Source organism: Streptomyces sp. NPDC006207 (assembly GCF_040613835.1).
Classification (GTDB): domain Bacteria; phylum Actinomycetota; class Actinomycetes; order Streptomycetales; family Streptomycetaceae; genus Actinacidiphila.
Genome location: NZ_JBEXSX010000021.1, coordinates 1 through 23134, shown reverse-complemented (window position 1 = coordinate 23134; position 23134 = coordinate 1). Strand labels below are relative to the sequence as shown.

The following is a 23134-nucleotide window of genomic DNA, read 5'->3' as shown; positions in this document are numbered from 1 at the left end:
CTGAGCATAGGGTTGGAGCTCATCGAAACGAAACGGTTTCGTACGTGGCTTGTGTCACGTCGTGGACGGGAACTCCCGCAGAACTTCCGGAGGAAGCCTCAGAAGGCGTAGCGGATGCGGAGCCACGGCGCGTGCTGCGCGGCGAGCGCCAGCAGCCGGCGTACGGACGCGGCCTTCTCCGCGGCGCGGTAGCGCACGTTCAGGTCCCCGTTCTGCGAGTGCTTCGGCTCCTGCAGCGCGGGGCGCCACAGCAGTTCCTCGGCCCGGGGGTGCCAGCCCAGGTTGACCTCGTGCAGCCCGGCGTTGTGGGTGAGCATGATCACCTCGGCCGCGGCCTGGGCCTTCACCGCCGCCGGAAGGACGTCGTCCAGGTGCCGGAACAGCTCCGCCCACGCGGTCTGCCAGCCGGGACGCACGACGACCGGCGACAGGTTGAGGTGCACCTCGTACCCGGCCTCCAGGAAGTCGCCCGCGGCGGCGATCCGTTCGGCCACCGGGCTGGTGCGGATGTCCAGCAGCCGGGAGTCCTCGGGCGGCATCAGCGAGAAGCGGATCCTCGTGCGTCCCCGGGGGTCGAGCCGCAGCAGGTCGGGGTTGACGAACTTGGTCGCGAAGGAGGCCTTCGCCGTGGGCCACCGCCGGAAGGCCGCTACGAGGTCGGCGGTGTTGTCGCTGATCAGGGCGTCCACCGAGCAGTCGCCGTTCTCGCCGACGTCGTACACCCACGCCCGCGGGTCGCACTGGTTCGGCGCGGGCTTGCGGCCCTGCTCCGCGACGTGCCGCGCGATGCGGCCGATGACGCGGTCGATGTTGGTGAAGGTGGTGACCGGGTTGGCGTAGCCCTTGCGGCGCGGGACGTAGCAGTAGGCGCAGGCCATGGCACAGCCGTTGGAGGCGCCGGGCGCGATCCAGTCGGCCGAGCGGCCGTTGGGGCGGACGGTGAGCGTCTTCTTCACCCCGAGGACCAGGGTCCGCGTCTTCACCCGCACCCAGCGCGCGGCGTTGCCCTCGTTGCCGTGCAGGCCCGGGATCCGCCAGTGCGACGGCACCTCGACGACGACGGCGTCCGGGAAGCGGGCGAGGATCTCCCGCCCCCGCGGGGACGCGGCCGCCCCCGGCTCCGCGTAGACGGTGCGGACGTCCAGCAGACGTGCGGCGGCGGGGGAGTCGCGGAAGGACGCGCCGCCCGCCGCCGTGTGCCGCGGGGGCAGGACGTCGTCGAGCGGGAAGAGCCCCTCCGGTTCCGGTGGCACCGTCCCGACCCTACCCGGACGGGCGGGGCCGCCCGGGGAGCCGGCGTGCGGCGTCGCGGTCATCTGGCGGCCGGGCCGCGGGGCCCGGCCCGGGCGCGGCGCGGTCGCCCGTCACGGGACGGCGGGGCCGGTGATCATCTCGCCGTGCCGGTCGTACGGCCAGGCGTTGGCGACGCAGCCGTGCAGGCCCTTGATCTGCTGCATCATCGCCGGGGCGGGCCGCCCGGGACCAGGGCAGCCGCGGTGGCCGCGGCCGAGACGGTGGCCGACCTCGTGGTTGACGATCAGGGCGCGGTACTCGGCCGGACGGCCCTTGTAGTACGGGCTCAGCAGCACCCAGCGCTTGAGGTTGACCACGACGTCCTTGCCGCCGCTGCAGTTGACCTCGCCGCCGGTGTCCAGGCCGTACTTCGCGCACAGGGCGTCCGTGGTGTCCGGGGTGGCCAGCCGCACGAGGAAGTCGTACGGCGGCGCGGAGACCCGCCGGAAGGCGGCGCCGGCCGTCGTCCAGCCGCGCTTGTCGGCGAGTATGCGGTCGACCTGCGCGGCGACCGAGGCGGCGGAGAACCCGGTGCCGTCCTCGACCTCCACGCCGTACAGCAGCGGGGTGCCGTGCCCGATGGTCCGCCGGCTGCCGGGGGCCTTGGTGAACCTGCCGTCGCCGTGCTCCGGCACCCGGGTCAGGGTCGGCGTCGCCGTCGGCGTCCGTGGGGGCGCCGAGGGCCGCAGGGCGGAGGCGGCCGGCCCGTGCCGGCCGGCCGCGGGGACCGCCCGCTCGTGAGCGTTCTGTAGGGCGGGCACCGCGCACAGCGCGCCGGCGCAGACCCCGAGGACCGCGAGGCACGGCACCAACAACCGCCACCGGGGCGTCGTCGCGGGGGCTCGGTCCGTCCGGCGGTGCTTCATACGTCGTACTCCATACGGCCGCGTGCGAACCGGCGGCGAGCGCCGGAGCTCACGCTCCTCTCACGGTTGTGCGGTCATGCCGGGCGGGCAGTGCGACGCCGGCGGAGGGCTCGACGGGCGCCCCGGCGAACCCGGACCCGCGCAGGTCACGGGCGGGTCCGGCCTTCAAGTATGCGCAGAGAGGTGAACGGCAGGTGAGCCCTCAGGCTTCCCGTGACGCCGTCAGCCGGGCCGCGGCGCTGTCCAGGAGCATGTCGAGGGCGGTGGGGTAGGCGCTGCGGTTCATGCGGTCGACCAGCAGGCCGGCGGTGGCCGCGATGTGCGGGTGGGTCCGCGCCGGGAGGCGCGCGTACGTCTCCCGCCACACGTCCCGGTCGGCGGACCGGGCGGCCTCGGGGAGGGCCAGGGTCGCCGCGTCCAGCGCGGCGAAGGCCAGGGCCTGGTCGATGAAGGCCTGGTAGATCGCGACCGCGGCGGGGTCGGGGAAACCGGCGGTGCGCAGGATGCCCAGGACGGTCTCGTCGGCAGCGGTCTCGTGGGCGCGGCCGGAGACCCGGCTGGCGGTGAGCACCGCCGCCTGCGGATGGGCGAGGTACGCGGTGTGGATGCGCAGCCCCAGGTCGCGCAGGTCGGCGCGCCAGGTGCCGGTGGACCGCCAGCCCTCCACGGCCCGGCCCATCAGGTCGTCCGCGATGGCCAGGGTGAGGTCGTCCATGCCGCGGAAGTAGCGGTACAGCGTGCTCGGGTCGGCGCCGAGCGCGGTGCCCAGCCGGCGCACGGTCAGCCCGGCGGAGCCGTGCTCGCGCAGCATCCGCAGCGCGGTGTCGACGATCAGCCGGTGCGAGAGCACGGCCCCGCTCCTGGTGGGGCGGCGGCGCCGCCGTGCCGCCTCCTGGACGACCTTCTTGGGCACGCGGCCCCTCCTTCCCGCCTGCGGCCTTATGCCAACGCCATTGACCATACGTCGCGCGGCGGCGTTTCATCCCTGGGCAGAGGCGCCTCCGCCTCGGAAACGGAGACTTGTCAGCCATGCGTGTACTGCTCGTGGGAGCCGGCGGGGTGGGCACCGCCATCACCCGGATCGCCGCCCGCCGCTCGTTCTTCGAGGCCATGGTCGTCGCCGACCGGGACCTCGCCCGCGCCGAGGCCGCCGTCGCGGCCGCGGACGACGGGACGGGCCGGTTCTCCGCCGCCCGCGTCGACGCCTCCGACGAGGCCGCGGTCACCGCGCTGCTCGCCGAGCGGCGCTGCGACGTCCTGCTCAACGCCACCGACCCGCGCTTCGTGATGCCCCTGTTCGGTGCCGCCCTCGCCGCCGGTGCCGACTACCTCGACATGGCGATGTCGCTGTCCCGCCCCCACCCCGAGCGCCCCCATCAGGAATGCGGGGTCAAGCTCGGCGACGAGCAGTTCGAGCGGGCCGCCGAGTGGGAGGGGGCCGGACGGCTGGCCCTGGTCGGGATGGGCGTGGAGCCGGGCCTGTCGGACGTCTTCGCCCGCTACGCCGCCGACGAGCTGTTCGACGCGATCGAGGAGATCGGGGTGCGCGACGGCGCGAACCTCACCATCGACGGCTACGACTTCGCTCCGTCGTTCAGCATCTGGACCACCATCGAGGAGTGCCTCAACCCGCCGGTGGTCTACGAGGCCGGACGCGGCTGGTTCACGACCCCGCCCTTCAGCGAGCCCGAGGTCTTCGTCTTCCCCGAGGGCATCGGCCCCGTCAGCTGCGTGAACGTCGAGCACGAGGAGGTGCTGCTGATGCCGCGCTGGGTCGACGCGGGGCGCGTCACCTTCAAGTACGGCCTGGGGGAGGAGTTCATCGGCACCCTCAGGACCCTCCATCAGCTGGGCCTGGACCGCACCGAACCCGTCGCGGTGGGCAGCGACCTGGGAGCGGCCCGGGTCAGCCCGCGGGACGTGGTGGCCGCCTGCCTGCCGGACCCGGCGACGCTGGGCGAGCGCATGCACGGCAAGACCTGCGCCGGGACGTGGGTCAAGGGGACGAAGGACGGCCGGGCGCGCGAGGTGTACCTGTACCACGTCGTCGACAACCAGTGGTCGATGCGCGAGTACGGCTCGCAGGCCGTCGTCTGGCAGACGGCCGTCAACCCCGTCGTGGCCCTGGAACTGATGGCCGCGGGCTCCTGGGCGGGCAGCGGGGTCCTCGGCCCGGAGGCCTTCGCGCCGCGTCCGTTCCTCGACCTGCTGACCTCCTACGGCGTCCCGTGGGGCGTACGGGAGTCCTGACAGCCGGCCAGCCAGTCGGCGATGGCCGCGGTGATGGGCTGCCCCGTCGCCAGCTCGACGAAGCCGAACTGCCCGCCCTGGTTGCACTCCAGGAACCACCAGGTCCCGTCGGTGTCCTCGGCGAAGTCGAAGGCGCCGTAGGCGAGTCCGGCCGCGGCCATGTACTCCCGCACCGAGCGCACGATGCGCGCCGGCGGCTCGACGGGCTCCCAGTCGGCGTCCTCGGGGCTGCCGAACCGGCCGTCGACCTGGTCGGGGCCGGACTTCTTGCGGGCCGCGAACAGCCCCGTCCCCACGCAGGTCAGCCGGATGTCGGCGGCCTTGGGTATGTACTGCTGCAGCAGCGTCGGGCCGGCGGCCACCGCGGAGAAGTCGGCGTCCGGGGCGACCAGCGTGGTCGGCAGCGCCATCGGCGGATCGCCCGGATGCGTGCCGGAGACCGACTTGACCACCAGCTGCGGATGCTGCTCGGCGAACTCCCGTGCCGCCTGCGGGAAGGTGGTGATGAGCGTGGCGGGGACCGCGAACCCGCAGTGGTGCGCGGTGAACAACTGCCACGGCTTGTAACGGGCCTGCGCCGCGGCGCCCGGGTGGTTCATCCACCGGGCCCGCACGCAGCGCAGCGCCCCGTACAGTGCTCCGCCGGCCTCGGCGGTCAGCCACGCGGACTGCTCCGCCGCGCCCGCGCCGGGTGTGCCGGGTCTTCGGATCCAGATCGAGCGCACGCTGTCCATGCTCACCATGCGCTCCTGGACCGACAGGTACCCGCGTACGTCACCGCGTACGTACTCGGCGGACATGGACACCTCGCCGGGCAGGTCCGCAGGGTCCAGGCGGACCACCGGCGTCCCGCGGTCGTGCAGCGCGGCCACCACCAGGTCGGCTGTCACGTCCTCGGGGGAGGTGAGGATCAGGACGGTCATCGGGTTCGGGGTGCTCAGTCGTCGAAGTGCGTCTTGGAGCCTGCGGTGGAGACGGTGGCGGCCGTGGCGAGCAGCAGCGCGCGGTCGGTGATGACGGGGCGTCCGTCGGGGAGCACGTTCAGCTGCAGGGCGGAATCGTAGGTGTACGGCGCTACGAATGTTTCGGGTGTGGCCGGCCGGGCATGAATCAGCGCGAACGGTCGCATGGCTTCTCCTCACTACTCCTGCGCGTCGGGCAGCAACCAGCTCCAGTGCCCAACTGCGGCCCTACGTATGAGACTCACGTGGGCCCCCGAACCGTTCCCTGTTACTGGTGTGACGCAGGTAACTATACGTGCCTGAAGTGCATTGAGTTCGCTACGCAGAGTGACGAAGTGACTCTCTTTCGTAGGTATCGCCAAGGGGCACCGGTGTTCGCGTACCCCCTGCACGGCGGAGGTTGCGCACCGTCACGGAGTTCGTTGTCCGCGCTCCTCCTCCAGGGCCAGTACCTCGGGCAGGTTCCCCAGCCGCTCCAGCCCCCGAACCGCCCTCGCCGTACGGTGGTTGGCGGCGAGCAGGTCCCGGTGCCGGTGCACGAAGGACCAGTAGCCGGTCGTGTACGGGCAGGCGCGCTCGCCCGTCCGTTCGGCGGGCCGGTAGGCGCAGCCGTCGCACAGGTCGCTCATGCGGTGGATGTAGGCGCCCGCCGAGGTGTACGGCTTGGTCGTCATCAGCCCGCCGTCCGCGTACTGGGACATCCCGACCACGTTCGGCGCCATCACCCAGTCGTGGCCGTCGACGAAGCAGCGGTGGAACCAGTCCGTCAACTCCGCCGGGTCCCAGCCGTGTTGGAGGGCGTGACTGCCCAGCACCATCAGCCGGGGGATGTGGTGGGTCCACCCCGTGTCACGGACCTGGGCCAGCACCGTCGACAGGCAGCGCGCCCGCACCGCTTCCGCGTCCAGTTCCAGGAACCAGCGCGGCAGCCGCGTGTGGTGGCGCAGTTCGTTGCGGTGCCGGTAGCCGGCGCCGAAGTGCCAGTACAACTGCTGTACGTACTCGCGCCATCCGGCGACCTGCCGGACGAAGCCCTCCACGCTGTTCAGCGGCGCCTCACCGGACCGCAGGGCGCGCTCCGCCCGCTCGACGCACTCGGCGGGGTGCAACAGCCCCAGGTTCAGGGGGGCGGAGAGCAGGCTGTGGCTCATCACCGGGTCCCCGGCGAGCATGGCGTCCTCGTACCGCCCGAACTCCGGCAGCCGGTGCGCGACGAAGGCGCGGAGCGCCGACAGGGCCTCGCGCCGGGTCGCGGGGAACATGCGGGGGCCGTCGCGTCCCACGAAGCGGACCCGGCCCTCGCGCTCCCAGCGGTCCAGGTCGCGCCGGACCTCCTCGTCGATCTCGTCCTCGTGCGGCCGCCAGGGCGGCGGCACCCCGAGGTCGTCCCGGTCGCGCGGCGGCGGCTCCCGGTTGTCGTGGTCCAGGTTCCAGCGCCCGCCGGCCGGTTCGCCGCCGTCCATCAGCAGGTCGTGGGAGCGGCGCACCCAGCGGTAGAAGTCCTCCAGCAGCAGGCGTCCGCCGGAGCGGCCCTCCAGCCACCCGGCGAAGTCCTCACGCGGCACCAGGAACGCGCGGTCCGGCAGCACCTCGACCCGGTCCAGCGACTCCACCAGCCTCAGCGCGGCCCGGGAGCTCGGCCGGCACACGGTCACGCCTGCGTCGCCGACCGCCTCGCGCAGCCCCTCGCGGTAGGTCCCTGCCCGCACGTAGCGCACGCGGTCGCCGAGTTCCGCCGCCCGGTGCCGCATCGCGGACAGCAGGAGATGGGCCTTGGCCCGGTGCGAGCGGCGTCGGGCGAACGCCGAGCGCGCCTCGATCATCACCACGGGGACGCCGGGGTCGAGGAAGTGCGGCCCCAGCTGGTCGCCGAAGAGCCAGTGCGGACGTGGCGCCATGCGGGGTACCTCCGGTGGCGTGCGGCGGGACGTAGCGGGATGTTCCGGGCGGGGACATCCTTCATCACGCCGGCGGCCGACGGCTGCAATGGCGTCCGTGGCCGCCCGCCGGTGTCGTCGTTCCGGACTGCGGTGAGCGGGGAGCCCCTTCGCCCGCTCCCGATGAGCCTGCCCGAGGCGCCTGGGGCGCCCTGCATGCGGTACGGCCGTGACCGCCACCCTGCTGCCTCAGCCGTCCCGGCGCCGCGCCCCCTTCCGTCGGAGCGCCGCACGGGCCGCCGCACGGGCCCGGCGGCCCGGCAGCACCCGCCGAGTGGGTCAGCCCCGTGTCGCGTCGGATCGCGGGGTGACGTCGCGCTGCCAGCGGGTCTCGCCGTCCACGACGAGGGACGTGGCGGCCAGGCCCGCCGCCGCGGCGACCGCCCCGGACGCCCGGTGCCCGGGGTGGACGTGGGCGACGACGCGGTCCACGGGGAGCACGGCGAGCCAGGTGACGAGGGCGACGGCCGCCTCGGTGGCGATGCCCCGGCCCTGCCAGGGGGTGCCGACCACCCACGCGACCTCCGCGACCGTGCCGTCCGGCGTGTCCCACGCCACCGTCGCCTGCACGGTGCCCGCGAGGCGGTCGTCCGCGCGGAGCCGGACCACCCAGTTCCACCAGGACACGCTCGGGTCCCCGGAGCCGGCGACCAGGCGGGCGTAGCGGGCGCGCAGGCCCGGTGCGTCGTACGGAGCGCCACCGGTGAACTCGTGGAGCCGGGGGTCGCCGAGCACGGCGGCCATCTCCTCGGCGTGCTCGACCCGCAGCGGTTCGAGGACCAGCCGCGCCGTGGTGAGCGCTTCGGGGCCGCCGGGCCGCAGGGGCGGCGTCACCCGGCGAGCCCGAACAGCCGGACGGCGTTGCCGTGCAGGACGCCCCGCGTCCACGCGTCGCCCAGCTCCAGCCGCGTCAGCGCCTCCAGGGCGTGCGGGTACGCGTACGGGATGTTGGGGAAGTCGCTGCCGAACAGGACGCGCTCCCCGAGGTCGGCCAGCCGCTTGCGCTCCGGGGGCGGGAAGGGCGCCGCGGCCTCGCTGAAGTCCGTGAAGGCCATCGTCGTGTCCAGGTGCACGCCCTCGTACCGCCCGGCGAGGTCCAGGAACGCCCCGTACTCGGGCATCCCCATGTGGGCGACGACCAGCCGCAGCCGGGGGTGCCGGGCCAGCAGCCGCGCGATCGGGCCGGGACCGGTGTGGCGGCCGGGGACGGGGCCCGACCCGCAGTGGGTGACGACGGGGACGCCGCTGTCCGCGAGCAGCCCCCAGACGGGGTCGAGCAGCGGGTCGTTGGGGTCGAAGGCCCCGACCTGGACGTGGCACTTGAAGACCCGGGCGCCCGCCTCCAGCGCCTGCCGGACGTAGCCCGGCGCCTGCGGCTCCGGGAAGAAGGTCGCCGTGTGCAGGCAGTCGGGCGTCCGGGCGGCGAAGCCGGCGGCCCAGGAGTTCAGCCAGGCGGCCATCGCAGGCTTGTGCGGGTAGAGCATCGAGGTGAAGGCGCGCACCCCGAACGCCCGGAGCGTGGCCACCCGCGCGTCCTCGTCGGTGCGGTACGCGATGGGCCACGGCCGGCCCGTGAGCGGGCCGGCGGAGTCGAAGTACGCCCAGACCTTGGCCAGCACGCGGTCCGGCATGAAGTGCGTGTGCACGTCCACGATCCCCGGCAGGCCCAGGCCCTGCCAGAGCTCCCTCACCCGTACGGCGTCGTCCGGCGGCGCCACGTCCGTCACCTGTGCCACTGTGCCTCCTCCATGGCGGTGATCCTCACACGAACCGCGGCCCGCCGGGGCTGCCGCCCTTGTCAACGGCATCGCGCATCCATAGCATCGCCAGTGTTACAGCAATACTGTCATGCTCGTTGCGAAGCCGGAGGCCCCCGATGACCGAGGCGGGAACGCGACCCGGGGAAGCGGCCTCCGCCGGCGGGCCGCTCGCCGGTGTGCGCGTGGTGGAGCTGGCCGGCATCGGGCCGGCCCCGTTCGCCGCCATGCTGCTCGGCGACCTCGGCGCCGACGTCGTCCGCGTCGACCGGCCCGGTGGCTCACGGCTCGGCATCGACCCGGCGCACGACGTCACCAACCGCAACAAACGCTCCGTGGTCGCCGACCTCAAGAGCGAGGAGGGCGCCCGGCTGGTCCTGGACCTCGCCGCCCGCGCCGACATCCTGCTGGAGGGCAACCGCCCCGGCGTCGCCGAACGCCTCGGCGTCGGTCCCGCCGACTGCCACGCCCGCAACCCCCGCCTCGTCTACGGCCGGATGACCGGCTGGGGCCAGGACGGGCCGCTCGCCCCGCGCGCCGGGCACGACATCGGCTACATCGCCGTCGCCGGGGCCCTCGGGATGATCGGCTCCGGCGACGGACCGCCCGCCATCCCGGCCAACCTGCTCGGCGACTACGCGGGCGGCTCCCTCTACCTCGTCACCGGCGTCCTCGCGGCCCTGCACCACGCCCGCGCCACCGGCACCGGACAGGTCGTCGACGCGGCCATCGTCGACGGCGTCGCCCACCTCGGCGCGATGATCCGCGGCATGGTCGCCGCCGGCGGCTGGCAGGACCGGCGCGGCGCCAACCTGCTGGACGGCGGCTGCCCCTACTACGCCGTCTACGAGACCGCCGACGGCGGCTGGATGGCCGTCGGCGCCCTGGAACCCGCCTTCTACGCGGAGTTCGCCCGGCTGCTCGACCTCCCCCAGGACGCGCCGGACCGGGGCGACCTCGGACGCTGGGACGAGCTGCGCGCCGTGATCGCGGCCCGCTTCAAGTCCCGTACCCGCCAGGAGTGGACGGAGGTCTTCGAGGACAGCGACGCCTGCACGGCGCCGGTGCTGTCGCTGGCGGAGGCCGCGGCCCACCCCCACCTGGCCGCCCGCGGCACCTTCGCCGACGCCGGCGGCACCACCCAGCCCGCTCCCGCCCCGCGCTTCTCCGCCACCCCCGGCGTGCTGCGCCGGCCGCCCGCGATGCCCGGCGCGCACACGGCCGAGGTCGCCCGCGACTGGGACCTGCCGGCGCCCGCCCCAGGGGCCGCGCCGCCCAGCACCACCCTCGTCGAGCAGGCCGGGGACCGGCTCCCGTAGCCGGGCCACCGGCGGAAGGCAGGCACAAGCATGCAGCGCGACCTCTTCACGGCCGAGCACGAGGCGTTCCGGGAGACCGTGCGGACCTTCCTCGCCAAGGAGGTGCTGCCGCACCACGAGCGCTGGGAGAAGGCCGGCATCGTCGACCGCGAGGCCTGGCTCGCCGCCGGCCGCCAGGGCCTGCTCGGCCCGGCCGTCCCCGAGGAGTACGGCGGCGGGGGCAGCGACGACTTCCGCTACGCGGTCGTGCTGGCGGAGGAGTTCGCCCGCGCCGGGGCACACGGGCTCGCCCTCGGCCTGCACAACGACGTCATCGGCCCGTACCTGACCGGACTGGCCACCGAGGAGCAGAAACGGCGCTGGCTGCCCGGCTTCTGCAGCGGCGAGACCATCACGGCCATCGCCATGACCGAGCCCGGTGCGGGCTCCGACCTGCAGGGCATCCGCACCACCGCCACCGACGCGGGCGACGCCTACGTCCTCAACGGCTCCAAGACCTTCATCTCCAACGGGATCCTCGCCGACCTCGTCGTGGTCGTCGCGCGCACCACCCCCGAAGGCGGTGCGCGCGGGCTGAGCCTCCTCGTCGTGGAGCGCGGCATGCCCGGCTTCGAACGCGGCCGCAACCTGGACAAGATCGGCCAGAAGGCCCAGGACACCGCCGAGCTCTTCTTCCACGACGTACGGGTGCCCAAGGAGAACCTGCTCGGCACCGAGAACCAGGCCTTCTTCCACCTGATGGCCAACCTCGCCCAGGAGCGGCTCACGATCGCCGTCGCCGCGGCGGCCGCCGCCGAGCACCTGCTGGACCTCACCACCACCTACGTCAAGGAGCGCGAGGCCTTCGGCCGGCCGCTCGCCCGGCTCCAGCACATACGGTTCGAGATCGCCGAGATGGCCACCGAATGCGCCGTCACGCGCACCTTCGTCGACCGCTGCATCGGCGAGCACGCGGCGGGCCGCCTCGACGCGGTGCACGCGTCGATGGCCAAATGGTGGGCGACGGAACTGCAGAAGCGGGTCACCGACCGCTGTCTGCAACTGCACGGCGGCTACGGCTACATGAGCGAGTTCCCGATCGCCAAGGCCTTCACCGACGGACGCATCCAGACCATCTACGGCGGCACCACGGAGATCATGAAGGAGATCATCGGCCGTTCGCTGCTCGGCTGATCCGGCCCCATCCCCGCCCGTCACCCCCACCGGCATCCCCACCCGCATCCCCACCGACACCCTCATCGAAAGGCACCCGACGTTGAGCACCGACGCCTACGTCTACGAGGCCATCCGCACCCCGCGCGGGCGCGGAAAGGCCAACGGCTCCCTGCACGGCACCAAGCCCATCGACCTGGTCACCGGGCTCATCGACGAACTGCGCCGCCGCCTGCCGGGCCTCGACCCGGCCGCGATCGACGACATCGTGCTCGGCGTCGTGACCCCGATCGGCGACCAGGGCTCCGACATCGCCAAGACCGCCGCCATCGCCGCCGGGCTGCCCGAGACCGTGGCGGGCGTTCAGGAGAACCGCTTCTGCGCCTCCGGACTGGAGGCCGTCAACATGGCCGCCGCCAAGGTGCGTTCCGGCTGGGAGGACCTGGTGCTCGCGGGCGGCGTCGAGTCGATGTCCCGCGTCCCCATGGGCTCCGACGGCGGGGCCTGGGCCATGGACCCCATGACCAGCTACACCACGGGCTTCGTGCCCCAGGGCGTCGGCGCCGACCTCATCGCCACCATCGAGGGCTTCAGCCGCCACGACGTCGACTCCTACGCCGCCGAGTCGCAGGCGCGCGCCGTCGAGGCCTGGAAGGAGGGGCGTTTCGACCGCTCCGTCGTCCCCGTCGTCGACCGCAACGGCCTGGTCGTCCTCGACCGCGACGAGCACATCCGGCCCGGCACCACCGCGGAGAGCCTGGCCGGGCTGAAGCCCTCCTTCGCCACGATCGGCGAGGCCGGCGGGTTCGACGCCGTCGCGCTGCAGAAGTACCACTGGGTCGAGAAGATCGACCACGTCCACCACGCGGGCAACTCCTCCGGCATCGTGGACGGCGCCGCCCTGGTCGCCATCGGCAACCGCGAGACGGGCGAGCGCTTCGGCCTGGCCCCGCGCGCCCGCATCGTCTCCGCCGCGGTCTCCGGCTCCGACCCCACCATCATGCTCACCGGCCCCGCCCCCGCCTGCCGCAAGGCGCTCGCCAAGGCCGGGCTGACCGTCGACGACATCGACCTCGTCGAGATCAACGAGGCCTTCGCCGCCGTCGTCCTGCGCTTCATGCGCGAGATGGGCCTGAGCCACGACAAGGTCAACGTCAACGGCGGCGCCATCGCGCTCGGCCACCCGCTCGGCGCCACCGGCGCCATGATCCTGGGCACCCTGATCGACGAACTGGAGCGCCGCGACCAGCGGTACGGACTCGCCACGCTGTGCGTCGGCGGCGGCATGGGCATCGCCACCGTCGTCGAGCGTCTCTGACCTCCTGTCCCGCACCCCGCAACGGAGCCGACCGAACATGACCGCTCTTCCGACGAACACCACCATCCGCTGGGAACAGGACGGGACCGGGGTCGTCACCCTCGTCCTCGACGACCCGAACCAGTCCGCCAACACCATGAACCAGGCCTTCAGGGAGTCCCTGCGGGCCGTCGCCGACCGCCTGGAGGCGGAACGCGACTCGGTCCGCGGCGTCATCGTCACCTCCGCCAAGAAGACCTTCTTCGCCGGCGGCGACCTCAAGGACATGATCAAGGCGGGTCCCGAGGACGCCCCGCAGATCTTCGAGGCCGGCATGGGCATCAAGCGCGACCTGCGCCGCATCGAGACCCTCGGCAAGCCCGTGGTCGCCGCCGTCAACGGCGCGGCCCTCGGCGGCGGTTACGAGATCGCGCTGGCCTGCCACCACCGCGTCGCGCTCGACGCCCGCGGATCGAAGATCGGCCTGCCCGAGGCGACCCTCGGCCTACTCCCCGGCGGCGGCGGGGTGGTCCGCACGGTGCGGCTGCTGGGCATCACCGACGCGCTGCTGAAGGTGCTGCTGCAGGGCAACCAGTACGACCCGCGGCGCGCGCTGGAGAACGGGCTGGTGCACGAGGTCGCCACGGACCACGACGACATGCTCGCCAAGGCGCACGCCTTCATCGACGCCCACCCCGCGTCCGCGCAGCCGTGGGACGCCAAGGGCTACCGCATCCCCGGCGGCACCCCCAGCACCCCCGCGTTCGCGGCCAACCTGCCCGCCTTCCCGGCCAACCTGAGGAAGCAGCTCGCCGGCGCCCCCTACCCGGCGCAGCGCAACATCCTGGCCGCGGCCGTCGAGGGCGCCCAGGTCGACATCGACACCGCCTTCACGATCGAGGCCCGTTACTTCACCGAGCTGGTGACCGGCCAGGTCGCGAAGAACATGATCCAGGCCTTCTTCTTCGACATGCAGGCCGTCAACTCCGGTGCCAGCCGCCCCAAGGACGTCCCGGCCCGGAAGGTCACCAAGGTGGCCGTGCTCGGCGCCGGCATGATGGGCGCGGGCATCGCCTACTCCTGCGCCAAGGCGGGCATCGAGGTCGTCCTGAAGGACGTCACCGCCGAGGCCGCCGAGCGCGGCAAGGCGTACTCCGCGGGACTGCTCGACAAGGCCCTGGCCAGGGGCCGCACCACCCAGGAGAAGCGGGACGAGCTGCTCGCCCGGATCCACCCCACCGCAGACCCGCAGGACCTGGCGGGCTGCGACGCCGTGATCGAGGCGGTCTTCGAGGACCCGGCCCTGAAGCACAAGGTCTTCCAGGAGATCGAGGGCGTGGTCGCCCCCGACGCACTGCTGTGCTCCAACACCTCCACCCTGCCCATCACGCTGCTCGCCGAGGGCGTGCAGCGCCGCGGGGACTTCATCGGCCTGCACTTCTTCTCGCCGGTCGACAAGATGCCGCTGGTCGAGATCATCAAGGGCGCCCGCTCCGGCGACGAGGCCGTCGCCCGGGCCTTCGACCTGGTCCGGCAGATCCGCAAGACCCCGATCGTCGTCAACGACTCGCGCGGCTTCTTCACCTCGCGCGTCATCGGGCACTTCATCAACGAGGGCGTCGCCATGGTCGGCGAGGGCGTCGACCCCGCGACCGTGGAGCAGGCCGCCGCCCAGGCGGGCTACCCGGCCAAGGTGCTGTCCCTGATGGACGAGCTGACGCTCACGCTGCCCCGCAAGATCCGCGAGGAGTCACGGCGCGCGGTGGAGGAGGCCGGCGGCACCTGGCAGCCGCACCCGGCCGACGCCGTCATCGACCGCATGGTCGAGGAGTTCGGCCGCCCCGGGCGCAGCGGGGGCGCCGGCTTCTACGACTACGCGGACGGCAGGCGGGCGGGCCTGTGGCCCGGACTGCGCGAGCACTTCACCAAACCGGAGGCGGCGGCCGTCCCCTTCGAGGACCTCAAGGAGCGCATGCTCTTCGCCGAGGCGCTGGACACCGTCCGCTGCCTGGAGGAGGGCGTCCTCACCTCCGTCGCCGACGCCAACATCGGCTCCATCCTGGGCATCGGCTTCCCCGCCTGGACCGGTGGCGTCCTGCAGTACGTCAACGGCTACCCCGGTGGCCCGGCCGGCTTCCTCGCCCGCGCCGAGGAGTTGAGGGCCGCCTACGGCGAGCGCTTCGCGGCGCCGGAGCTGCTGGTGCGCAAGGCCGGGCGGGGCGAGACCTTCACCGACGGCTGACCCGTACGACGGTGCCGCGGCCCCCGCACCCGGGGGACCGCGGCACCGTCGTCTCAGTCCTCTCCGCGCCCCCGGTCGCCGAGCCCGGCGGCCGTGGCCCGCAGTTCCTCGGCGAGCGACCGCTGGAAGGCGGTGACCAGGGCCTGGACGACCATCGGCTGCAGGTCGTCGGTGAGCCTGCGCATCCGGGCCCGCTCCTCCGGCGCCGGGCGTCCGGCCACGTACGGCTGCCACACCTCCTGCTGGAAGAGCCGGTGCAGCTCGTGGGCGACCGCGCGGGCGTGCTTGAGCACGATCTCCCGGGTGGCGAGCAGCGTCTCCAGCGGGATCGGCACGTCCAGCAGGCGCACGCCCAGGTGCAGCAGGGCCGGGTTCACCAGCAGCACACCGGGGTCCCCGGTGGGGTGCAGGACGCCCATGGCCGCGAGCCGGTCCAGGTCATGGCCGCTCAGCGGCCGCCCCGCCCGCTGCTCCAGCCTGTCGCGGGCCAGCTCCTCCGCTGCGTCCGGCATCCATGTCGCCACCAGCGCCCGGTGCAGTGCGAGGTCCTCGGGGGTGATGTCGGCCGGCAGTTGGTCCAGGTAGCGGCCGATCGCGGCCAGCGTCAGCCCCTGCCGCTGCAGTTCCTCGATCAGCGCCAGACGGGCGAGGTGGTCCGGCCCGTACAGACCGACGCGCCGGGTGCCCAGTTCCGGCGGCGGCAGCAGGCCCTTGGCGCTGTAGAAGCGGATCGTGCGGACCGTCGTACCGGACCGTGCCGCGAGCTCGTCCACCGTCAGGCGCGGCTCCTCGGCCGCCGGCGCGGTCTGCCGGGCGGGGGACTGCGTCATGCGCCGGATCTCGCTCTCTGCCTCGCCGCGCTGGTCATGACACCAGTATGACCGGTCACGGTGCGCAGCCGGGGCCGCGCCGGCGTCCGCGGCGGGCCCGGGAGGGCCGCCGCACACGGCATGCCGCGCCCGTCGAGGGATCCGACCGTCGGTGAACGCCCGGGACCACCGCGGCCATCGGCGGGTGCAGCATCCGGCCGGCGGCGCTGGTCGCGCGGGACTCAGGACCCCGCGGGGCGGCGGGAGCCGGGGTCCGCGTCGCCATCGGTGCCGCGCGGGGCGGCCATGCCGACCAGCGCGATGTCGTCGTGGGGGCGGTCGGCGAGCCATTCGGTGGTGCGCATCTCCACGTGCTCGACCAGGGCCTCCACGGGCATGCCGACACACCCGGCCATGGTCGTCTTCAGGCGCTCCGAGCCGAAGAACTCACGGCCCGTCACCCCGCCGCGGGCCTCGGTGACGCCGTCCGAGTAGAGCAGGCAGCTCTCCCCGGGCTGCAGCACCGTGGTGAAGGTCGTCGCCCGTACGTCGGGCACCGCGCCGATCAGCGTGCCGGTCGTGTCGGCCTCCTCCACCTCGCCGGAGGCCCGCAGGATGAGCGGGGCCGGGTGGCCGCCCGCGGTGAGCCGCAGCCGCACCTGGCCGTGGCCGAGCGGGGTGACACCCGCCAGCACCATGGTCGCGAACCGCGTGTGCGCGGTGTTGAGGAGCGCGTCGTTGAGCAGCGTCAGCAGCCGCACGTGGTCGGTCTCGACCAGGCGCAGGGCACTGAGGGTGTTGCGGATCTTGCCGGTGAGGACGGCGGCCTCCAGGCCCTTGCCGCACACGTCCCCCAGGACCACGGTGCTCTCGCCGTCGGAGTCCAGCGCCGGGTAGGCGTCGTAGAAGTCCCCGCCGATGCGCAGCGCCTCGCGGGCCGGCCGGTAGGAGCCCGCGACCTCGGTGCCCCTGAGGGGCTTCAGCCGCGGCGGCAGCAGGTCCTCCTGGAGCAGGGCGGCGCTGCGCGCCTGCTCGGTGTAGAGGACGCAGGCGCAGATCGCGGCGCCGGCCCGGGCGGCGAAGACCCGGGCGAAGGTCTCCTCCTCGACCGTGAACGGCCCGCCGAGGCGCCGCATCAGGATGAGCGCCCCCGCCGGGACCCCGTTGCCCGGCAGCGGGGTCACCAGCAGCGACACCGGGGTGCCGAAGTCCTCGGGGACCACCCAGTCCGGGGTCTGCGCGGGGTCGATCCAGCGGGACGGCACCGGGGGGAACCCGGCCAGCGCCTCCGCCAGCCCCGGCACCTCGGCGGGATCGGCGGACGGTGCGCACTCCTCCACGCCGGGGCGGCCCGCGACGGCCCGGGTCAGCCGCAGCCGCCGGTCGGGCGGGGTGACGACCACCGCGGCGTCGGCGAGCCGCGAGGCGGCCAGTTCGGCCGTGGCGGCCAGGCACTTGCGCGGGTCGAGCGAGGAGAGCAGCCGGGCGGACGCCTCGGCCAGGAACGCCGTCCGTTCCTGGGCCAGCCGTAGTTCGCGGTCGGCGCTGCGGGCGTCCGTCACGTCGGTGAGGTACCAGGCGTGGTGCCCGCCCGGGAGGTCGGCGCGGCGTGCCGTGACCTGCCGGCTCCCCACGCCGCCGTGGGCGGTGGACGCCCCGGAGGCGTCCGCCGTCGTCAGCCACGCGGGCGCGGTAGCGGCGAGCGGGCGGCCGGGCACCGCGTGCGGGGCCCAGGAGGTGACCACGGCGTTCACGGCACGGATCACCCCGGCGCGGTCGCACACCACGACGGCGGTCTCGGTCAGGGACTCGATCAGCGCGCGCAGCACCCGTTGCCCGATCCGAGCGGAGGTGCCTGACCCCTGCTCTCGGGCCACTGGTGAGCGCGGAGGCGGGAGAGACGTCACGATGCGGTAGGAGCATGGCCGGGGCCGTCTGGGACCGTCGGGCTCGCTCCGGTCACCCTCTCGTACCTGGACGAAGGTTGGCTGGGCAAACAGTTGCCCTTCGGCAAGAGTCTTCCCCATCGCCCGTCACCGGGCAAGCTCCTCCCAGCGGTTCACCGCCAGTCCAGGCATACGATCAGCGCGTCGTCCTCTGCCTCCGGCAGGACGCGGTGACCCGGCAGTTCGGCCAGGATCGCCCCGGGGACGTCCGCGGCCGGAAGCAGCCGGGTGGCCAGGGCCGCGCGGGCCAGGGCCCGTTCGCCGTACGTCTCGCCGCCCGGGGAGGCGGTCGCGTACACGCCGTCGCTCACCACCAGGAGCCGGTCGCCGGAGCGCACCTCGAACGGCTGCGGCACGTACGGGGTGTCCTCGAACATGCCCAGGGGGAACTGCGCCTCGAAGCCGATCGTCTCCACCGCCGAGCCGCGCAGCCGGTACACGCGCGGCGATCCGGCCTCGACGACCTCGGCCGCGCCGGTCGCCAGGTCGAAGCGCATCAGCAGGACCGAAACGTACCGTTCGCCCCGGTAGCGGGCGTAGACGGCCTGGTCCGCGAGCGCCGCCTGGTCGGCGAGGGGGACGCCGGCACGCCGGGCGTTGCGCAGTGCGTTCACGGTGAGGCTGGTCAGCAGGGCGGCCTCGATGCCCTCTCCCATGCCGTTGGTGACGGTCAGCGTGAGGTCCCGCGCGGAGGCCGACCAGTCGAAGTTGTCTCCGTGGATGTCGTACGCGGGCTCCAGCTGGGCGCCGAGGGCGTACTCGGGGCGGGCGCACGCCCGTCCGGGCAGCAGCTCCCACTGCACCTCCGCGGCGAGGGTCAGCCGCTCCCGGCGGCGGGCGCGCAGGTAGCGGTCGGTGTCCCGGTCGGCGACGAGGAGGTGGTGGCCGAGGACCTCCGCGATCTCCGCGAGGTCCCGGACCTCCTCCGGCGCGGGTTCGCCGGGGAGGCCGACCCTCAGCACGCCGATCCGGTCACCGCGCACGCTCACCGGCAGGTGGAGGCGCACGCCGTCCTCGCCCGCCGGCTCGGCGAACGGTTCCTGGGCGCCGAAGCACCGGCCTTCGGGCGTTCCCGCGACGGGTACGGCGGCCTCAGCGGGTTCGGGCGCGGAGACCGGCTGGAGCACCGCCAGGCCGTAGTCGGCGAGCAGGATCTCCACGGAGCGGGCCGCGCAGTGCGTGCGGAGGACCTCCGCCAGGGCGGCGGGCAGGGCGTGCGGCGGCGCGGCGCGCAGGGCGCGTTCGGCGGCGAGCGGGGCGTGTCGGTTCACCGGGGTGCGACGGTCCTTCTTGGTCCGGGGGCGGGTCGGTTAGCGTGGTGGCGCGCCGTTCGGCGCGCCTTGTCCTGTCTTCGTCTACCCGCTCGCCCGCGGTACCCCGCGGGCGGCGCGCCGTGAGGAGGTGCCCTTGCCCGCAACCGCCGGATCGCAGCGGGACGCCGCCGTGGCCGCGGCGTCGTCCGTGGTCGAGGCACTGGAGGTGCTGTGGGGCCGCGGCCGGGAGGCGGGCGACCCACCCGTACCGCCCTCGCAACTGCGCGTGCTGTTCGCGCTGGAGGGCAACGAGGGGATCAACCTGAGGACGCTGTGCGACGTCCTGGGCGCCGCGCCGCCCGCGGTGAGCCGGCTCTGCGACCGGCTGCAGGCGGTGGGGTACCTCACCCGGGACACCAGCCCCACCTCGCGCCGGGAGGTGTGCCTGTGGCTGACGCCGCGCGGTGCCGCCTTCCTCGCCCAGCTGCGGGAACGCCGGGAGCAGGAACTGGCGACGGTCGTGGCGGCGATGCCCGAGCGTGCCCGGCGCGCGCTGCTGGAGGGGCTGACCGCGTTCCGCTCCGCCGCCGAGGCGACGGGGCTCGGTGCTGTACGGCCGCTCCCCGGCGACCGCAGCCACACCGCGTAGCCGTCCGGCCCGCGCTCCCCGCCGTGCGTCCGGCGCCGGTGACGTTGGCAGGCGGGGCGCTCTCCGTGCAATTGTTGTGTTCGACTACTGTTGCCAAACGGCAATGATCGAAGATGATCGGCACTGTCCCAAAGGGCATCCGGCCAGGGTGCCGGTCGCGTACGATCCCATCGCCCCACCTGGGGCACCGCAGGGGTGGGGAGACGATGTGGAAGGCAACACGCTGACGCCCCCCGAGGGCGTCATCCCCAGACAGGGCGACGGCCGGCGCAGCCGGCTGTCCGTCCTCCTCGTCGAGGACGACGCGGGGGACGCGCTGCTCGTCGAGGAACTGGTCGCCGACAGCGGGGTGCCCGTCGAACTGCGCTGGGTGCGCACGCTGGCCGAGGCCGGCACCGAACTCGCCGCCCGCCCCGCCGACTGCGTCCTGCTCGACCTGCACCTGCCCGACGGCCAGGGCCTCGACGCCCTCGGCCGGGCGCTGTCGCTCACCGACCGCGCCGCCGTCGTCGTGCTGACCGGTCTCGCCGAGGAACGGACCGGCCTCGCCGCGCTCTCCGCCGGGGCGCAGGACTACCTGGTCAAGGGGCGCGTCGAGGGCGAACTCCTCGGCCGCGCGCTGCGCTACGCCGTCGAACGCAAGCAGGCCGAACGCGCGGCGCTCGCCCTGCGGGCCAGCCAGATGCGGGCCCAGGAGAACGCCCGCCTGGAGCGCGGACTGCTCCCGCTGCCCATGCTGCGCACCAAGGACGTCACCGTCACGCCCCGTTACCGCCCCGGCCGGGCCGACTCCCTGCTCGGCGGGGACTTCTACGACGTCGTGGAGACCACCGAGGGCGTCGTCCACACCCTCATCGGGGACGTCTCCGGGCACGGGCCCGACGAGGCCGCGCTCGGCGTCGGACTGCGCATCGCCTGGCGCACCCTGGTCCTGACCGGGGTCGAAGGCGCCCGGCAACTCGCCCTGCTGGAACAGGTGCTGGTGGCCGAACGCGCCGCCCCCGAGATCTTCGCCACCGCCACCATCCTCACCCTCGCCCCCGACCGCCGTACCGCCCGGGTGTGGCGGGCCGGCCACCACGGACTGCTCAACCTGACCCCGGAGGGCACCGTCGAGTACACCGAGCCGCCCCGCGGGCCCGCGCTGGGCGTGGTGCCCGGCGCGGGGGAGTGGCCCGAGGGCCGCCTGGAACTGCGACCCGGCCAGTCGCTGATGCTCTTCACGGACGGGCTGTTCGAGGGCCGCACCGATCAGGGCCGGCTCGGTGAGGAGGGGCTGCTCGCACTGGCCAGACAGCACGCCACCCTGCCCGCCTCGGAGTTCGTCGACACCCTGATCGCGCGCGCCGAGGCCCTGGCCGCCGACCACGGCGGCCTGGACGACGACCTGGCCGTGGTCCACCTCACCTGGAGCCCCTCGCCGTGACCGCCGCCCGCGCGCGGCCGGCCGGGCCGGATGCGGCTCGACCCGGGCACCCGGAGGGCACCCGCATCCGCTTCACCCTGCCGGCGGCCGCCGAGCGGGGACCCGCACCGCAGGAAGGATCCGCGTGAACCTGCAGGAACCGGAACCGATCATCGTGCTGCTCGTCGAGGACGACCCCGGCGACGAGCTGATGACCCGCGAGGCGTTCCAGGAGAACAAGGTCCGCAACGTCCTGCACGTCGTACGGGACGGCGAGGAGGCACTGGACTTCCTCAACCGGCGCGGCGCCCACGCCGGCGCACCGCGCCCCGGCCTGATCCTCCTCGACCTCAACCTGCCCCGCTTCGACGGCCGTCAGGTGCTCGCCGAGATCAAGGCCGACGCCGACCTGTGCACCATCCCGGTCGTCGTCCTCACCACCTCCGAGGCCGAGGAGGACATCCTGCGCAGCTACGCGCTGCACGCCAACGCGTACGTGACCAAGCCGGTGGACTTCGACCGGTTCATCGAGGTGGTCCGGCAGATCGACGACTTCTTCGTGACGGTGGTCAAGCTCCCGGGCCGCTGAACCGCGCCCGGCGCCTGCGGACCGCGCCGCTCAGACCCTCCGCCAGCGGGCCATCGCCCAGGAGAACACCCCGAACAGCCCCAGGCCCACCGCGACCACGGCCAGCAGCCACGGCCCGGCGGGGGTGTCCCGGAACGTGCGCAGCGTGTCGTCCAGCCCCTTCGCCCGGTCCGGGTCGAAGCGCACCGCCGCGACGACGACGAAGCAGCCCGCGGCGGCGAACACCACGCCCCGGCTGGCCCCTCCGGCCACCCCGAGGAAGTCGACCACCTTGCGGACCCGCGGCGACATCGCGCCCGTCCGCAGGTGCTTGCGGAACTTCCGCATCAGCGCCCGCACCGCGATCCATACCCCGGCTCCCAGCAGGACCAGGCCCGCCGCCCCCACCAGCCAGCGGCCCATGGGCCAGCCCAGGGCGTGTGCGGTGGCGTCCTTGGAGGTCTCGTCGCTCGACCCGCCCGCGGAGGAGCCGCCCACCGCGAAGGTCACCACGGAGTACGTCACGAAGGCGTAGAAGACCGCGCGGGCCGCGGACATCAGCCGCTTGCCGGCCTTGTCCCCGTCCGGTCCCGCCGCGCCGAACGCGGCCTCCGACAAGCGCCACAGCGTCATCCCGGCGAAGCCCACCGCCAGGGCCCACACCAGGAACCCGCCGAAGGGCTGCGCCGCCAGCCGGGCGACCGCGCCGCCCCGGTCGGCCTGTTCCGAGGACCCGTCGAAGGCCACCTGCAGGGCCAGCACGCCCAGCAGCGCGTAGATGACCCCGCGCGCCGCGAGGCCCGCCCGCGCCCCGGCGCGGATCGCCTTCTTCCCCTGCGTCCCGGGCCGTACCGCGCCCGTACCCACCGTCGTGCCCACACCGGCCTCCCTGCCCCAAGTGCTCCGGTCCACCGGGTGCCCCGTCGTGGGCGGAACACACCCGGCGACGCCGGGGTGCGCGGCTGCGTGGAGCGCCCGGCCGGGGGTATCCGCGTGGTGCGAACACACTTCCGGCCAGGGGCCGGACGAGGTTGGGGTTGAGGTGGAGATGGAGATCTCGAGCATCATCAGTGCCATCGTGATCGGTCTGGTCATCGGTGTGCTGGGGCGTCTGGTGGCGCCGGGGCGGCAGCCGATCGGAGTGCTGTGGACGATCGTCGTCGGCATCGTGGCGGCCTTCATCGGCAGCGCGATCGCCCAGGGGTTCGGCGTCGCCGACACCGACGGCGTCGACTGGGTCGAGTGGCTGATACAGATCGGCCTCGCGGCCGTCGGAGTGAGCCTGCTGTCGCGGAGCAAGGCGCGGCGGTGAGCACCGCGGTCCGGCCGCCCCTCTGGGTGCGCACGTGGAGACGGGCCGCTTCGGAGCGGAGATGAAGGTCTCGCTCACGAACGACGGCCCGTTCACGGTCGTGCTGGAGATGTGAGG

At 73.9% G+C, this 23134-nt stretch carries 21 protein-coding genes and 1 pseudogene; 10 read left to right on the top strand and 12 right to left on the bottom strand.

The features are described from left to right. Window positions 1-98 precede the first annotated feature (98 nt). The 3 genes from ABZ312_RS18625 to ABZ312_RS18615 all read right to left on the bottom strand — a co-directional run bounded on the left by ABZ312_RS18625 (window position 99) and on the right by ABZ312_RS18615 (window position 3072). A complete protein-coding gene (locus ABZ312_RS18625; RefSeq protein WP_500438219.1) occupies window positions 99-1253 on the bottom strand; it encodes a spore photoproduct lyase family protein in 1155 nt (384 codons plus the stop codon). Window positions 1254-1364: 111 nt separating this feature from the next. After that, window positions 1365-2159 (bottom strand): DUF3152 domain-containing protein, encoded by a 795-nt coding sequence (locus ABZ312_RS18620; protein ID WP_500438217.1) that lies wholly within the window; start codon window positions 2157-2159, stop codon window positions 1365-1367. A gap of 202 nt (window positions 2160-2361) precedes the next feature. Beyond that, on the bottom strand, window positions 2362-3072 hold the full coding sequence (locus ABZ312_RS18615) for a TetR/AcrR family transcriptional regulator (protein WP_500326492.1): 711 nt from the start codon (window positions 3070-3072) through the stop codon (window positions 2362-2364). Between the two features lie 116 nt (window positions 3073-3188). On the opposite strand from ABZ312_RS18615, the gene ABZ312_RS18610 reads away from it, so the two are divergent. Next, the gene (locus tag ABZ312_RS18610) at window positions 3189-4409 is read left to right on the top strand and encodes a saccharopine dehydrogenase family protein (RefSeq protein WP_500438215.1); all 1221 of its coding nucleotides are present in this window, start codon (window positions 3189-3191) and stop codon (window positions 4407-4409) included. On the opposite strand, the gene tgmB is transcribed toward ABZ312_RS18610, so the two are convergent. The 5 genes from tgmB to ABZ312_RS18585 form a co-directional block, all read right to left on the bottom strand. Then, window positions 4376-5332, bottom strand: a complete 957-nt coding sequence (tgmB, locus tag ABZ312_RS18605; protein ID WP_500360093.1) for an ATP-grasp ribosomal peptide maturase — start codon at window positions 5330-5332, stop codon at window positions 4376-4378. The genes ABZ312_RS18610 and tgmB overlap by 34 nt on opposite strands. Before the next feature lie 14 nt (window positions 5333-5346). Next, window positions 5347-5538, bottom strand: a complete 192-nt coding sequence (gene tgmA, locus ABZ312_RS18600) for a putative ATP-grasp-modified RiPP (RefSeq protein WP_018562451.1) — start codon at window positions 5536-5538, stop codon at window positions 5347-5349. Between the two features lie 243 nt (window positions 5539-5781). Continuing rightward, on the bottom strand, window positions 5782-7269 hold the full coding sequence (locus ABZ312_RS18595; RefSeq protein ID WP_500438213.1) for a cryptochrome/photolyase family protein: 1488 nt from the start codon (window positions 7267-7269) through the stop codon (window positions 5782-5784). A 318-nt stretch (window positions 7270-7587) separates the two neighbouring features. Then, window positions 7588-8142 (bottom strand): GNAT family N-acetyltransferase, encoded by a 555-nt coding sequence (locus ABZ312_RS18590; RefSeq protein WP_500326485.1) that lies wholly within the window; start codon window positions 8140-8142, stop codon window positions 7588-7590. Beyond that, the gene (locus ABZ312_RS18585) at window positions 8139-9044 is read right to left on the bottom strand and encodes an amidohydrolase family protein (protein WP_500326484.1); all 906 of its coding nucleotides are present in this window, start codon (window positions 9042-9044) and stop codon (window positions 8139-8141) included. Before ABZ312_RS18585 ends, ABZ312_RS18590 begins: the two co-directional genes overlap by 4 nt. Window positions 9045-9184: 140 nt before the next feature. Between ABZ312_RS18585 and ABZ312_RS18580 the strand changes: the two genes are divergently transcribed. The 4 genes from ABZ312_RS18580 (at window position 9185) to ABZ312_RS18565 (ending at window position 15075) form a co-directional block, all read left to right on the top strand. Further along, window positions 9185-10384: a CaiB/BaiF CoA transferase family protein gene (locus ABZ312_RS18580; protein ID WP_500326482.1), complete on the top strand. Its 1200-nt coding sequence runs from the start codon at window positions 9185-9187 to the stop codon at window positions 10382-10384. Between the two features lie 30 nt (window positions 10385-10414). Further along, window positions 10415-11557, top strand: coding sequence for an acyl-CoA dehydrogenase family protein (locus ABZ312_RS18575; protein ID WP_500326480.1), 1143 nt, complete (start codon window positions 10415-10417; stop codon window positions 11555-11557). An 82-nt stretch (window positions 11558-11639) separates the two neighbouring features. Then, the gene (locus ABZ312_RS18570; protein ID WP_500326479.1) at window positions 11640-12854 is read left to right on the top strand and encodes an acetyl-CoA C-acetyltransferase; all 1215 of its coding nucleotides are present in this window, start codon (window positions 11640-11642) and stop codon (window positions 12852-12854) included. A gap of 37 nt (window positions 12855-12891) precedes the next feature. After that, window positions 12892-15075 (top strand): 3-hydroxyacyl-CoA dehydrogenase NAD-binding domain-containing protein, encoded by a 2184-nt coding sequence (locus ABZ312_RS18565; RefSeq protein ID WP_500359170.1) that lies wholly within the window; start codon window positions 12892-12894, stop codon window positions 15073-15075. A 53-nt stretch (window positions 15076-15128) separates the two neighbouring features. Here the strand turns inward: ABZ312_RS18565 and ABZ312_RS18560 are convergent, their stop codons facing one another. From ABZ312_RS18560 to ABZ312_RS18550, 3 genes are all read right to left on the bottom strand, one after another. Then, window positions 15129-15905: a MerR family transcriptional regulator gene (locus ABZ312_RS18560; RefSeq protein ID WP_499515605.1), complete on the bottom strand. Its 777-nt coding sequence runs from the start codon at window positions 15903-15905 to the stop codon at window positions 15129-15131. A 221-nt stretch (window positions 15906-16126) separates the two neighbouring features. Next, window positions 16127-17713: a PP2C family protein-serine/threonine phosphatase gene (locus tag ABZ312_RS18555; protein ID WP_500326474.1), complete on the bottom strand. Its 1587-nt coding sequence runs from the start codon at window positions 17711-17713 to the stop codon at window positions 16127-16129. Between the two features lie 230 nt (window positions 17714-17943). Further along, window positions 17944-19101 (bottom strand): PP2C family protein-serine/threonine phosphatase, encoded by a 1158-nt coding sequence (locus ABZ312_RS18550; protein WP_500326472.1) that lies wholly within the window; start codon window positions 19099-19101, stop codon window positions 17944-17946. A gap of 136 nt (window positions 19102-19237) precedes the next feature. On the opposite strand from ABZ312_RS18550, the gene ABZ312_RS18545 reads away from it, so the two are divergent. From ABZ312_RS18545 to ABZ312_RS18535, 3 genes are all read left to right on the top strand, one after another. Continuing rightward, window positions 19238-19732 carry a MarR family winged helix-turn-helix transcriptional regulator gene (locus ABZ312_RS18545; protein WP_500326470.1) on the top strand — a complete coding sequence of 165 codons (495 nt, stop codon included), beginning with the start codon at window positions 19238-19240 and terminating at the stop codon, window positions 19730-19732. A 208-nt stretch (window positions 19733-19940) separates the two neighbouring features. Next, a complete protein-coding gene (locus ABZ312_RS18540) occupies window positions 19941-21158 on the top strand; it encodes a PP2C family protein-serine/threonine phosphatase (RefSeq protein ID WP_500326469.1) in 1218 nt (405 codons plus the stop codon). 130 nt (window positions 21159-21288) lie between these two features. Next, window positions 21289-21726 (top strand): response regulator, encoded by a 438-nt coding sequence (locus ABZ312_RS18535; protein WP_499517013.1) that lies wholly within the window; start codon window positions 21289-21291, stop codon window positions 21724-21726. A 30-nt stretch (window positions 21727-21756) separates the two neighbouring features. Here the strand turns inward: ABZ312_RS18535 and ABZ312_RS18530 are convergent, their stop codons facing one another. Beyond that, on the bottom strand, window positions 21757-22584 hold the full coding sequence (locus ABZ312_RS18530; protein WP_500438211.1) for a DUF1206 domain-containing protein: 828 nt from the start codon (window positions 22582-22584) through the stop codon (window positions 21757-21759). Between the two features lie 169 nt (window positions 22585-22753). Between ABZ312_RS18530 and ABZ312_RS18525 the strand changes: the two genes are divergently transcribed. Further along, complete coding sequence (locus tag ABZ312_RS18525) at window positions 22754-23017, top strand: GlsB/YeaQ/YmgE family stress response membrane protein (RefSeq protein ID WP_500438209.1); 264 nt, start codon at window positions 22754-22756, stop codon at window positions 23015-23017. Window positions 23018-23039: 22 nt separating this feature from the next. Beyond that, window positions 23040-23132, top strand: a pseudogene (locus ABZ312_RS18520) (D-aminoacyl-tRNA deacylase); the annotation flags it as partial. Between the last annotated feature and the right edge of the window lie 2 nt (window positions 23133-23134).